The sequence below is a fragment of the Phenylobacterium sp. genome (assembly GCF_041691455.1).
Taxonomy (GTDB): domain Bacteria; phylum Pseudomonadota; class Alphaproteobacteria; order Caulobacterales; family Caulobacteraceae; genus Phenylobacterium.
Genome location: NZ_JBEPUO010000004.1, coordinates 227,967 through 240,715, shown reverse-complemented (window position 1 = coordinate 240,715; position 12,749 = coordinate 227,967). Strand labels below are relative to the sequence as shown.

The 12,749-nt window shown below is 68.2% G+C and carries 7 protein-coding genes; 1 reads left to right on the top strand and 6 read right to left on the bottom strand.

Annotation, left to right across the window (positions count from 1 at the left end; genetic code table 11):
- Positions 1–573: 573 nt before the first annotated feature.
- Positions 574–2,487, top strand: coding sequence for a PQQ-binding-like beta-propeller repeat protein (locus ACESMY_RS09260; protein ID WP_372784280.1), 1,914 nt, complete (start codon positions 574–576; stop codon positions 2,485–2,487).
- 22 nt (positions 2,488–2,509) lie between these two features.
- Here the strand turns inward: ACESMY_RS09260 and ACESMY_RS09255 are convergent, their stop codons facing one another.
- The 6 genes from ACESMY_RS09255 to ACESMY_RS09230 all read right to left on the bottom strand — a co-directional run bounded on the left by ACESMY_RS09255 (position 2,510) and on the right by ACESMY_RS09230 (position 12,506).
- Positions 2,510–3,319: a TetR/AcrR family transcriptional regulator gene (locus ACESMY_RS09255; RefSeq protein ID WP_372784279.1), complete on the bottom strand. Its 810-nt coding sequence runs from the start codon at positions 3,317–3,319 to the stop codon at positions 2,510–2,512.
- Positions 3,320–3,606: 287 nt separating this feature from the next.
- Positions 3,607–5,163, bottom strand: a complete 1,557-nt coding sequence (locus ACESMY_RS09250; protein ID WP_372784278.1) for a carboxylesterase/lipase family protein — start codon at positions 5,161–5,163, stop codon at positions 3,607–3,609.
- 25 nt (positions 5,164–5,188) lie between these two features.
- Positions 5,189–6,754 carry a hypothetical protein gene (locus tag ACESMY_RS09245; protein WP_372784277.1) on the bottom strand — a complete coding sequence of 522 codons (1,566 nt, stop codon included), beginning with the start codon at positions 6,752–6,754 and terminating at the stop codon, positions 5,189–5,191.
- 20 nt (positions 6,755–6,774) lie between these two features.
- Positions 6,775–8,100, bottom strand: coding sequence for an MFS transporter (locus ACESMY_RS09240; protein ID WP_372784276.1), 1,326 nt, complete (start codon positions 8,098–8,100; stop codon positions 6,775–6,777).
- 17 nt (positions 8,101–8,117) lie between these two features.
- On the bottom strand, positions 8,118–9,596 hold the full coding sequence (locus ACESMY_RS09235; protein ID WP_372784275.1) for a hypothetical protein: 1,479 nt from the start codon (positions 9,594–9,596) through the stop codon (positions 8,118–8,120).
- Between the two features lie 96 nt (positions 9,597–9,692).
- The gene (locus ACESMY_RS09230; RefSeq protein ID WP_372784274.1) at positions 9,693–12,506 is read right to left on the bottom strand and encodes a TonB-dependent receptor plug domain-containing protein; all 2,814 of its coding nucleotides are present in this window, start codon (positions 12,504–12,506) and stop codon (positions 9,693–9,695) included.
- Positions 12,507–12,749 lie beyond the last annotated feature (243 nt).

Genomic DNA, 12,749 nt, shown 5'->3' with positions numbered 1-12,749 from the left:
GCTCTGCGTCTAGGCCGACGCGACAGGCACCTGCAGAGCCATCTGTGTCCTCCCTATTCCGGCATCTTGACGATGCTCGTCGTAAGCGCGGCGCCCGCGCGAGATTCCTCAGGTGAGCGCCTCCGAGGCGGAGACCCGTCTCGCGCCACCCCGTCGAAAATCGTGCCATTGGCGCGATATTGTCCGACGAAATTATGGCGCCGCGGTCATACGCGTCAGCACATCACCCTGTATAACCAAGGCTCATCCCGAGCGCCGCGGCTGTCAATGCGTTTGTTTCGTGAAAAGGAAAAAAGTGACGCTCATCCCCCTATGGCAGCCACCGCCCAGGGCGACACGAATCCACGACCGAGAGGATTTCGAACGCCCTTCGGACGCCCGAGGCGAGTTGCCGGTAAACGGAGAGATGGCGAAATTGTCCGCACCGTAATATGCTGAAGTTTCTAGTAAACCCAGAGCACATGGTTCGGGAGCTCGGCTTCAGGACAACGACGCAAGTCGCGCTGATTGACGGCGAGGAGCGTCACTGCCTAGGCTATTCCTTGTAGAAAAAATTAATGATGGGAGGCGGCTTTGCGGCGTTGGCTTGGGCTTGGGGCGGTCTTTGCCCTTGAGATTCTGGCGGCATCTCCGGCTGGCGCGCAGACGCTTAAGGTCGGCGAGACGATCTTCAATACGAACTGCAAGGCCTGCCACGACCCGGCCATCAACCGCGCGCCGGACCGGGCGACGCTCCGAGCCTTACCGCCGGCCAGCATCATCGACGCCCTCACCGGCGGCGTCATGCAGCGGATGGGCTCCGGCCTCTCGCCGGCGGAGAAGCAGTCGGTGGCGACCTATCTCTCAGGCCTGCCGGCCAAGGACGCCGACCAAAGCAAGTACCCGATCGGGGCGGTCGGTGAGGACGTGATGTGCGCCACGCCGAACCCGCCGATTCGGCTGAGCGGCTCCGACTGGACCAGCGTCGGCGTCGATGCGGCCGGGCGGCGCTTCCAGCCGCGGCCTGGCCTGACCCGCGCGCAGGTGCGGCGGCTGAAGGTCAAGTGGTCGTTCGCGATGACCGGTGGCGGCGCGCCGACCGTGGTCGGCGACTGGCTCTTCATCGCCAACCGGTCCGGCAAGTTCTACGCCCTGGACAGCCGCTCCGGCTGCGTCCGCTGGGTCGTGGACAAGGTCGTCTCGCGCACGACGCCGATGGTCGTGCGCTCGAGCGTCGCGCCCAGCGGCTGGCTGACGCTGATCGGGTTGCGCAACCGTACGGCGCGGGCCTTCGACGCCCAGACCGGCAAGACCCTCTGGACCTCGGACGAACTCGACACCAACCCCGTCGCCACCATTACCGGGACGCCGCTCGTGGTGAAGGACACGGTGATGGTGCCCCTGACCTCCGGTGAGGAGGGGACCGGCGGCGACCCGAAATATCCCTGCTGCAGCTTCCGCGGCTCGGTGGCGGCGCTGGATCTCGCCACGGGTAAGCAGCGCTGGAAGACCTACGTGATCCCCGAGCCGCTGAAGCCCACGCGGCTAAACAAGGTGGGTACCCAGCTGCAGGGGCCCGCCGGGGCGGCGATCTGGTCGGCGCCGGTCTACGACCGCGTGCGCGATCAAATCCTGGTCGCCACCGGCGACAGCTATACCGACGCCCCGACCAAGGGCGCAGACGCCATCGTCGCCATCGACCGCGCCAGTGGCGCGATCCGCTGGTCGACCCAGGTCGACGACAAGGACAATTTCGTGGGCGGCTGCACCAGCGAGAGCGTGGGCCCGAACTGTCCCCTGCCCCCCAGCCTGGACGTCGACTTCGGCGCCTCGCCGATCGTCTTCCATCTGAAGGGAGGCCGCGATGTTGTGTTGTCCGGCCAGAAGTCGGGCCTGGTCTACGGGATGGACGCCGCGAGCGGAAAGCTCCTGTGGACGCGCCAGGTGAGCGCCGGCTCGCCGCTTGGCGGCGTGGAATGGGGCATGGCGGCCGACGGCCAGCGCCTGTACGCGGCGGCGGCCGACACCGTGAACCTGCAGAACGAGGTCCCGGCGGGAGACTCCACCAAGCGCCGGTTCTGGCCAGGCCTCAGCCCGGCGCGGCCAGGCCTGACGGCGTTGGATCCCGCGACCGGCAAGGTGATCTGGCAGACGCCGACGCCGGTCGCGCCCTGCCGCTATGCCGCCCAACCGGCCAGCGCCACCTGCATCCGCGCTCAATCCCAAGCGCCGTCGGCGATGCCTGGCGTGGTCTTCGGCGGGGCCATGGACGGCTGGTTCCGGGCCTATGACGCGGCCACGGGCAAGGTGATCTGGGCGGACAGCACGACCTCGCGGACCTACGACACCGTCAACCACATCAAGGGCCAGCCGGGTGGCAGCCTCGACGGCATGGGCGCGGCCATCGCCGGCGGCCGCGTGTTCGTAATGAGCGGCTTCAACGGCACCGCCAGCATCGGCGGCAACGGCGTGAACGTCCTGCTCGCCTACAGCGTCGACGGCAAGTAGCGCGGCCGGCGCCGCGCGCGGTCTAGTGCGTCTGGACCTTAGTGCGGCGCGCCTTGCGGGCGCGCGGCGGGCGGGCCGCTTCAGGGCGTTCGCAGAGCGCCCGGATCGCGCCGGCGAGCGCGATCGGAAAGCGTTCGAACACCCCCATGGTGTCGGAGGTGCTGACCAGGCCGTTCGATAGGGTGTCGATCCGCTTGGTGCCCGAGATCGAGAAGGTCAGCGCCCCGGTCATGAAGAGGTAGCTCCAGTAGATCTCCGCCTCCGAGACATTGGGATAGATGCGGCGCAGATCGGCAATGAACTCCCGCGAGACGTAGTGGAACGTCTCGGCGAACAGCGCGTGCATGGGGCCGCGGGAGCTGTTCACGTAGGCGACGATCGCCATGTAGTTCCGCCAGCCTTCGTCCTCGGCCATCAACAGGAAGCCGGGCCGGACCAGGGCGTCGAGGATGCCCTCGAGCTGCAGGTTCTTCCCCGCGGACTCCCGGTAGGCGGCCATCGATTTCAGGCGGGCCTGGTTGAGCTCCGGGCCGCGTCGGCGGAACACGGCCTGGAACAGCTGTTCCTTGTCGCCGAAGTAGTAGCGCAGAAGGGACGCATCGACGCCCGCGACCTCCGCCAGCCGGTTGAAGGTGACGCCGTTGTACCCTCCCTCCGCGAACAGCGCCTCGGCCGTGTCCATGATCTGGGTCATGGACTCCTGGCGGCGTTCCCCCTGCGACTTGCGGGACTTGCGCGATGGCCCCTCGGGTTTCGACAGCGGCATCTGATCCAAGATCTCGGCGGACGCTCCGGTGGCGTAGGCGCTCTCGAGGTCATTGTCTAAGGCCAAGGCGTCCTCTTTCGCAACTCGGGGCCCGTCGGCCGGCGCGCGCCCCCCGGTACGGCCCTCGCGATACGACCATATTTTTTCTTTTTCGCAAAGAAAATTGAAGCTGCCGTCGCTCGGCGGGATCGTTTCGAAGGCGCCCGGCTGAACGACGTGGTCGACCTTTCGGCGACGGCCAATCCGGCGTCCATGTCCGTGATGGTCGAGCTCGCCGCAGCGTTTCGGCGCGACGCGCCCCAGGCTTTGTCCGGATCGGGAGCCCGCCCGTCGGGCGGAGGCTCACGCGACGCCTACCTGCGGGCGTAGCTCTCCGCGAGGTCCCGCTGGGCCTTCAGGAAATGGGTGCGGGTCTGCGGGCCGTCGGACGCGAACTCGATCTGGCCTTCGGTCTCGGCGGTCCATCGCGGCCAAGCGGCGCCGCCGGCCGATGCCGGATCGCCGGTCTTCGCGAACGCGGCCCAATAGGCGTTCACCGCCTTCGCCAACGCCAGGTCGGACGGCGCGAAGACCCCCGTCGGGGAGACGAAGACGAAAGGAAGCTCCTCGGTGTGGGCGGCGCCATATGCCCTGCGAGCCCGCTGCCCGGCGGGCACGTCGGAGAAATAATATGTCCAGGCTGGCGCGCCGTTGCGGCTGTGCAGCCGCACGATCGCCCGGTCGGGTTCGGTCACACCCTGGATCGTCGTGAAGTCGTTGATGACCTGGCCGCGGTCGGCCGTTCCGGTCGGATCGAACACCTTCAGGATCGCATCACGCTTCTCGACGGGCATGGCGTCGAGCGCCGCTGGCGTCGGCCGCGTGAGGCTCGCCTCGTTGGAATTGCCGCCAATGATCAGCGGGACCTTCGCCTCCTGGCCGCCCTCGAACGCCGTCATGACATTGGTGGGAAAAATCCGGCCGTCTTGGATCGGGTAGGTGCGGCCTTCCCGCGTGCCGCGCGGCGGCAGCGGCAGGGCCGATAGCGGCAGAGCCCGCAAGGCGGCCGCTGCGGCGGCGTCGTCGCCCCTGACGCCGGCGGCTTCCGCCAGCCTCACGCCGCTGGCCTCGGCTTCCGCGAGCGGAATTGTCTGGCTGCGCGCGAAGCTGGACTCGGCGATCACCTTGTTGAAGAGGCCGCGGGCCTCTGGCGAGACCATAAGGAGCAGGACGCCCAGACCGCCGGCGCTTTCGCCGAAGATCGTGACGTTGCCGGGGTCGCCCCCGAACTGGGCGATGTTGGCTTTCACCCACTTCAGGGCGGCGATCTGGTCCAAGGCGCCGTAGTTGGAATGAAGGTGGCCTTCCCGGCTGATGGCCGGATGCGCGAAATAGCCAGCCCGCCCAAGCCGGTAATTCACCGAGACCACGATGACGCCTTCGCGCGCGAATTCATGGCCGTCGGTGTCGCCGCCGTAGCCGCCCAGGGAGGTCCCGGCGACGAAGGAGCCGCCGTGGATCCAGACCATCACCGGCAACCTCTGGCCGGGCCGCGCCGCGGCCGGCCGAAGGACATTCAGGAAGAGGCAGTCTTCCTGTTCCGCGCAGGGCGCGCCGGCGCGCGTGGCGTCACGCGACCCGGTCCAGCCGGGCGGCGGGCCGGGCGGACGCCAGCGGCGGTCCCCGACCGGGGCCGGCGCGTAGGGGATGCCGAGGAACCACCCGGCCCCGTCGCTCACGGCCCCTGTCAGCGCGCCCTGCGGAAGCCGTACGGCCTGGGCTTGGCCGGGCGGCGCACGGGTGGGCGCGGCATAGGCCGGCGCGGGGGTGACGGGCGCCGGCGTGGCCGGCGCTTGGGCGGCGGCCGGCGCGACCGCCAGGCACAATCCCAGCGGCGCGAGGACGGCGAGCCTGAACTTGTGGTTGGCCATGGCAGTCTCCCGGGACGCGGCGCGGTCAGAAGCCGCGGGGAACCTTGGGCACCTGCAGCCGGCGGAGGTCCGCGGTCATCAGGTACCCGGTGAGCTGGCAGAAGGTCGCGACTTCGCGGCGGTACGAGCGCGGGTCGAAGCGGTCGATGCGGCCCGAGAACGCCCAGTAGGCCCCCAGGTCGCCCTGGCCGCCGAAGGCCGGCAGGCCCAGGGCCTGCGCCCCGCCGCCCATGCCGTACCAGGGGCCCTGCGACCCGCCATGGACACCCGGGCGCCCCGGGGCCCGGATGACCGCCGAGCGAAGGTGGTTGTCCTTGGCGGCCTTCAGCGCGACATCGACCAGTTGCTGGTTCTGGTTGGTGTAGATCCAGGTCGGCAGCGAGCGGCCGCTCGGCCTGATCTCCTCGCCGTCGAAGACGTATTCGATCTGCCCCAGGTGCTCCATGGCGATCATGCCGACGATCTTGTCGCGGGCATGCGGGGTCTTGGCGAAGTAGTCCTGCGCCGCCCACGCCCGCTCCGCGCCCGGCATGAAGTGGCGGCAGTCGAGCTCGATCATCAGCGTCCGGGGCCGTTCGGCCCGTGGGATGTGGCTCATGTACTTGACCACCCCCAGCAACCCCAGGGCGCCGTCGTCCTGGCTTATCGAGGGCCCGTCAGTATGGGTGCGCAGCTGCACCTGCTCATCACGGTCCGAACCGTAGTCGCGGCCCGGCAGGAAGGCGATGAGCTGGTAGGCCTCGCTGTCGACCCGCTCACCTTCGACCCGGAGCGTGGCCGTGCGGCCTTGGCGGGCGTCCTCGACCACCGTGTCGCCGACGGTGCGGTCCACATAGACGGAGGGGAAGTCGTAGTCGCTGGGGACGCCGAAGGTGTAGAGGCCCGCCGTCGCCGCGCGGTTCAGGTTCATGGCGAACACCACGCCCGCCGGGCGCGCGTCGCGCATCGCCGTCACGAAGGTCGAGGTGGCGGTCATCTCGTCCCAGACGACGCTGGAGATCGAATGGGTCCCACCCTGCGCCTGAGGCACGGGCTTGCCTTCGACCGGCCAGCTGTCGAAGGGCGTGGAGCCCTCGTAGTCGCTTTCGCTGAAGGCGATCCGGACATCCGGCCGCGGCGTCGGCCGGTAGACCACGATCTTGCCGGCGACGTCCGGCTTGCGAGCGTCATCCCAGAGCACCAGGGGCGCGGTGACGCCCTTCGGGCCGGTGACCCCGCAGTTGGCGCCGTAGTTGGCGACGCGAACCCGCGCACCGTTGGACACCAGGCTCCATTTGGAATCGTCGGGCCAGAGGCTGGTGACGAGGCGCTTGAAGCTCCAGGGCGCGCGGCGGACGTCGACGCAGCCGAAGGCCTTGAGCCTGTCCTCAAGGAATCCCAGGAACGACCGCCACGACTCGTTGCCGGTCAGAGCCGGGCCATTGCTGTCCTTGAACCGATGCCAGGCCAAGGCCTCGTCTTCCGAGACCACCCAGTCCAGACGCGGGGGCCCATCCAGGGCGACAGGGGCCGCCCGTGCGGGCTGACCGGCGAGGCCCGCGACCACGCCCGCCCCCAAGCCTTGCAGTATCGCCCGTCTCGCCAGAGCCATCGGCATCCTCCCTTGCACCTTCATCCTGCGGCGGCCGGACGCGCCGCCCTCGCCCGAAGGCTGAGCGCGATCGTACTGACCAACGAGATCGCGCACATCCCGGCGAGATAGACCGCGATCGGGCCGCTCGACCTGAAGTGCGCGAACAGCGCGGTGGCGATGATCGGCGCGAGGCCGCCGCCCACCACCGAGCCGATCTGATAGCCGAGCGAGGCGCCGGAGTATCGGACCTCCACCGGGAAAAGCTCGGCGAACAGCGCCGCCTGCGGCCCGTACATCAGGCTCAGCAGCGCGAGCTCCACCGTCACCGACAGAATCACCAGCGCCGGCGCCCCGGTCTCGATCAGCGGAAAGAACGCGAAGGCCCAGACCGCGGTCAGCGCCGCCCCCGCCATGAACAGCGGCCGCCGGCCCCAGTGATCGGAGATCCAGCCGCAGAAGACCAGCACCGGGATCATCGCCACGCTGCCGATCATCACCGCCCCCAGCATCAATGTCCTGGGCAGGTGCAGTGTCGTGGCCCCATAGGCCACCGCATAGGTGATGGCGACATAGAAGCAGGTGTTGTTGGCGACGAAGGCGCCGCCGGCCAGCAGGATTTCCGTCGGATGGCTCGTCAGCACGGCCAGGATCGGCGACCGGGCCACCGCGCGCGCGGGCTCGGCGGCCTTTGTGTCGGCAGCCTGGAACGCCGCGGATTCCTCCAGGTTGAACTGCACATAGAGGCCCACCCCCACCAAGATCAGACTCAGCAAGAAGGGAATGCGCCAGCCCCACGCTTGGAAAACCCCCGGCGACATCCGCTCCCCCAGCACCAGGAAGATCACGTTCGCCAGCAGGACGCCCAGCGGCACGCCGATCTGCACGAAGCTGCCGTAGAAGCCTCGGCGGCCCGGCGGCGCGCTCTCGATGGCCAGCAGCGCCGCCCCGCCCCACTGACCGCCCACCGCCAGGCCCTGGATGAAGCGCAACACCACAAGCAGCAGGGGCGCGAGGCCGCCGGCCCGGGCATAGGTCGGCAAAAGCCCGATGCAGGCGGTCGCCGCGCCCATCAGCACCAGCGCGGTCGCCAACGCGCGCTTGCGGCCGAAGAGGTCGCCGAAATGGCCGAACAGCACCCCGCCAAAGGGGCGCGCGACGAAGCCAACCGCGAAGGTGCTGAAGGCCGCCATCTGGGCCAGGAACGGCGGAATCTGCGCCGGAAAGAACAGCTTCGGGAAGATCAGCGCCGCGGCGGTCCCGTAGATGAAGAAGTCGTACCATTCGATCGTCGCCCCGGCGGACGCGGTCAACGCCACCTTCACGATGGAGGGCGCGGCCGCGGGGCGTGGCGATTGCTCGTTCATCCTGGAGCCCCTGCCCCCTAGCCGGCCCGAATCTGGGCGGCGGTCATGCCGTCCAGTTTCAGGATCGCCCGCGTCAGGTTCTCGACCTGCGCCTGCATCAGCGTGGGGCTGAATTTGTCGATGTGCCCGTTCTTCGCGAAGGAGAGCAGGTAGTTGGGCGCCGGGAAAAAGCCCAGGCCGGGGACGCCGGTGCGGTAGAAGGCGCCGCCTTCGCCGGGAACCCGGGGCCCGTGGATGACCGCCAGCCGGTCGCCGCCGCGAGCGCCGCCCAGGGCGGCGTCGGCGACGCCTTTGAAGTCGGTGATGGCGAAGCTCGTCTCGTCCCGGCCGCTCGGCGCGTAGGCGCCCGCCGCATCGTCGAACCACTCGCGGCAGCCGAGATGCTCCACCGTCACCCAGGCGGCGGCCTTCTTGAGGAGGTCTGGATGCCGCTGGATCCAGCCGGGGATGCCGACGAGATCGGCGCGGGCGAAGTGGCTGGGAAGCACGAAGACGATGTCCCGCTTGCGCTCAGCTCTAGGGAGCTTTGCGAAGTACCTGGCCATAGCCAGCAGGGCGAGGGAGCCGTTCTCCTCGAGGAAGTTCATGCCGTCGCTGTGGCTCTCGACGATCAGCACCTCCTCCGAGGTCTGGCCCGGCAGCACCGCCCAGACGGTGTCGACCGACACGTTCGGCGTCACCTGCGCTTGCAGGATAACACTGGCCCGTGCGCCGGTTCCGGCCGCGCCGCGCAGCGCCGCCGCCGACTCCCGGCCCACCCAGACGCAGGGCAGATCCTGGATCGGCCGGCCGTAGGGCGAGTACTGGCCGCTCGCCTGGTCGTCGGAGATGTTGGTCCAGCCGAGGATCACGCCCACCGCCCCGGCCGCCTTCAAGTCGCCCAGCAGGCCGGGGGTGATGCTGCCCCAAACCGCGCTGATATGGGTCGGATACCGTGCGCTCTTCGGGTCGAACCCCCAAAGCGGCTTTGACCCGTCGCCCAGCGGCGAGACCAGGCCGGCGACCTCGATGAACACCACCTTGCCCTTGAGATCGCCGGTGGCCGCGATCTGCCGGTCGGCGGTGGCGGTGTTCGGTCGCTGCACGAGTTCGCCAGTGACGCCTTCGGGCCCGGTCACGCCCGAATAGGGGTAGTAAGACGTCGCGGACAGATCGACGGGCGCGCCCGTGAGCGGCGTCAGTTTCGCGGCCCACCGGGTGGCGAGCCAGCGCGTGAAGACGCCGGTCTCGCGCTGGACGTTCAGGCCGGCCGCCTGAAGGCCGCTCACGAGATATTCCACGTGGGCCCGGTGAGCCTCGGCGCCGGTGAACCGGTCGCCAAGATCGTTCATCCGGATCGTCTGGCGGCCCAGCTCGTCCGCCGACGGCAGCACGCCGGGCCGCAGGGCCGGCGCATCGCCCAGGGAGAAGGCCGCGGCCTCGCCGCTCGCGGACACGAAGGTAAGTCCCGTGGCGCCGGCTACCTGCAGGAATTCGCGGCGAGATCCTGGCGGCATGGGACAACGGGCTCTTCTACGGGACACGGGCGGGGAAACGGCCTTGGCCTTACGGACGCGGCCGGGGTCAGGCGTTCGCCGGACCCCGGCCTGGGATCACCACTTGGTCCGGACACCCACCCGGAACTCCCGGCCGAAGGGATCGTAGAGATCGTATCGGCCGGCCAGGCCCGGGAAGGAGTAGATGCCGGAGCCGGGCAGCACCGGGACCCGCACCGGCTCGGTGTCGAACAGGTTCTCGACGTCGAAGGTGAAGTCGGTGTCCTGGCCGAAGACCTTGGCCTTGTAGACCAGGGTCAGGCCGAAGTCGGCGTAGGGCGGCAGATCGTTCTGGTCGATCTGGACGCCGGACGTCCAGGCCCGATTCAGCTTCGTGGGGCCCACCAGCCGCGAGCGCAGGGTGTAGGACATCGGGCCCTGGGTGTAGGTGGCCGAGACGCTGCCGCGCAGGAACGGGTCGATGCCGTTCGAGCCGAGATTGACGAAGCCAGCCTGCTTGATCGTGATCCCGTTGTCGGTGGTGTTGAACTGGGCGAGGTAGGTGGCGAGCGCCCGGATCGTGAGGTCGCCGGGGCCAAGCGTATGGCGATAGTCGAGCTCGAAGTCGTAGCCCGAGGTGAACAGCTCATCGATGTTCTGCGGCGCGGAGTTCACCCGCACGATCGCGTTGGAGGCGTCGCGGACGATGAACTTGCAGAGCGCCGGCTCGGTGCCGTTGTAGCAGCGCGCGACCGTGTCGGCCGATCCTACCGTGGAGATCGCGCCCTGGATGCCGATCCGGTAGTAGTCGAGCGACAGCTCCAGCCCGCTCAAATAGTGCGGGTGATAGACGATCCCCGCCGTCAGCGTATCGGCGTCCTCCGGCTTCAGGTCCGGGTTGCCGGAGCTGACGAAAAATACCTGCGCCGTCTTGTTGAGGACGGGGTCGAAGACGTTCTGCGTGCCGGAGTTGCCCTTGGAGTAGAGGTCGTTGAGCGTCGGCGCCCGGATATCCTTCGACTTGGTGATCCTAAAGCGCAGGTCGTCGGTCATCTGATAGGTGGCGCCGAGCTTCCAGGTCTCGACGCTGCCGCTGGTGCTGTAGTTGGTAATGCGGCCCGCAGCGTTGAATTCCAGGCTCTTGACGAGCGGCAGGTCCTTCAGGATCGGGATCGAGGTTTCAACGAAGGCTTCTTTGACATTCCGCGAGCCGGAGAACGGCTGGAAATTCCCCGAGGCGAACAGCCGTTGCGTCGACAGCGGATCGTTGTTCGAGTCCGCCTCCTCCCGGTAGTAGTCGACGCCGAAGGCGCCGGTGACGTCCCCGGCCGGCAAGGTGAAGAGCTTCCCCGAGGCGTCCGCCGAGAAGACATCGAGCTGCACGTGGGTGCTCTGCCAGGCCAGCGTGCCCTGGACGTACTTCTGCGCCTGCGCGGACGACACGTTGTTGCCGAACACGTCCAGCGGGACGCAGCCGTTGGTGGGATTGGTCAGGGTGGACCGGCAGACGATCGCGCCGGTCGCGGGGCTGCGGACAGCATCCACCGCCAGGAGGAAGTTGGCGGGCATGGGGTTGTTGTATGTCGTGGTGTCGACCTTGGTCTCGCCGTGCTGGAAGTAGGCGCCCCACTTCCAGTTCTCCCCGAACTTCCCGTCCAGTCCGACTACGCCCCGCCAGACGCGGCGGTCGTTGATCGAATGCGGCGGATCGCCGGCGATGAACGTGAGACCCAGGGAGAACGAGGACTGCCCGAGCGCGACGAGCCGCTGCTGGAGGGACGGGTCGAGGTAGGCGTTGTCGGCCTGGATGGTCAGGTTGCCGACCCGCTCATAGTAGAAATAGCCGCTGTCGGCGTAGCGCGAGCCGTCGACGCTCAACTCCGCATAGGCGGTGATATCGGGCGTCAGGTCGAAGTCGGCGTGGACGAAGGCGTTACCGTATTTGAGCGGCGAGGCCAGGTCGAACTGCCGAGAGATGCTGAGATCGACATCGCCGCCGAACTGCAGCTGCCCGGAGGGATTGCCGGCGTTGTAGGGCACCGGGGAGCCGGAGCCCACGAATTGAATGCCCCTCAGCGGGCCTGAAGTGATCACGCCGCCCGGTGCGACCAGCGCCTGACCCGGAAAGTCGACGGTGATCAGTTGCGGTTTGCCGTTGCCCGCGACGTAGGCGGGATTGTTCACCGCGGCGCGGTTGCGCCACCACGGCCGGTCCGGGTTTTTGATGACGTCGGGGGAGTCGGAATATTTGAAGTTGCCGATGACCCGCAGCCGCCCGTCCATGAACTTCTTCCCGAAGGTCACGTCGGTGCTGATCTGCTTGTCGTCGTTCCGTTGCGAGATGCCGGCCTGGACGTTGACCGCAAAGCCCTCGTAGTCGTGGTTCAGGACGAAGTTGACCACCCCGGCGACGGCGTCGGCGCCCCAGGCGGCGGAGGCGCCGCCCGTCACGATCTCGACGCGCTTCATGAGGCTGCTCGGCATGGTGATGGTGTCGACACCGCCGCCCGGCGACGAGGGGACCACCCGGCGATTGTCGAGCAGCACCAGGGTGCGGTTGGTCCCCAGCCCGCGGAGGTTGACGCTTTCGGTGCCGCCGCCCGCAACGCCGTTCCCCGGATTGCGCGCGGAATAGGAGAAGCCGAAAGACGGCAGTTCGTTCAGGAAGTCCGCGATGGTCGGCGGCATCTCGCGCTGCAGGTCCTCCTGCCCGACCACGGTGACGGGCGTCGGTTGCTGGAAGCCGTTGTTGGCGATACGCGAGCCGGTGACCACGACCTCGTCCACATTGCCGCCCAGCGCCTGGCTCTGCTGCGCGAGCGCGGGCTGCGCCAGCAGCATCAGGCCGCTCGAGGCCAGGAGCGCTGCGCGGATGCCGATCCCTCGAGACCGTCGCGCCGCGGTCCCATAGGCGTGCGTGTTCGACCCCATGACGTCACTCCCCCTTCTTCGCCCCTGACGGGCGGTTGTTGTCGCGGATCCAGTCGATGACATCGCGGAGGAGGACGTAGACTCGGGCGGGCTCGAAAGCGCACGCGCCAGCGCCCCAGGTTGTCAGCGTCTCCACCTACTCTGTCACCGACTCTTAAGCCGAGCCGTTGAGGCGAGGACACAACGAAAGTCGCACGGTGTCAAATGTATTGTACGACAATTATGCTGTGATCTTTGCGACGA

Excerpts from the sequence above, each read along its gene's own strand:
- ACESMY_RS09250 (WP_372784278.1), bottom strand. The coding sequence starts at position 5,163 with ATGGCCAACCACAAGTTCAGGCTCGCCGTCCTCGCGCCGCTGGGATTG.
- ACESMY_RS09245 (WP_372784277.1), bottom strand. The coding sequence starts at position 6,754 with ATGGCTCTGGCGAGACGGGCGATACTGCAAGGCTTGGGGGCGGGCGTG.
- ACESMY_RS09230 (WP_372784274.1), bottom strand. The coding sequence starts at position 12,506 with ATGGGGTCGAACACGCACGCCTATGGGACCGCGGCGCGACGGTCTCGA.
- ACESMY_RS09240 (WP_372784276.1), bottom strand. The coding sequence starts at position 8,100 with ATGAACGAGCAATCGCCACGCCCCGCGGCCGCGCCCTCCATCGTGAAG.
- ACESMY_RS09235 (WP_372784275.1), bottom strand. The coding sequence starts at position 9,596 with ATGCCGCCAGGATCTCGCCGCGAATTCCTGCAGGTAGCCGGCGCCACG.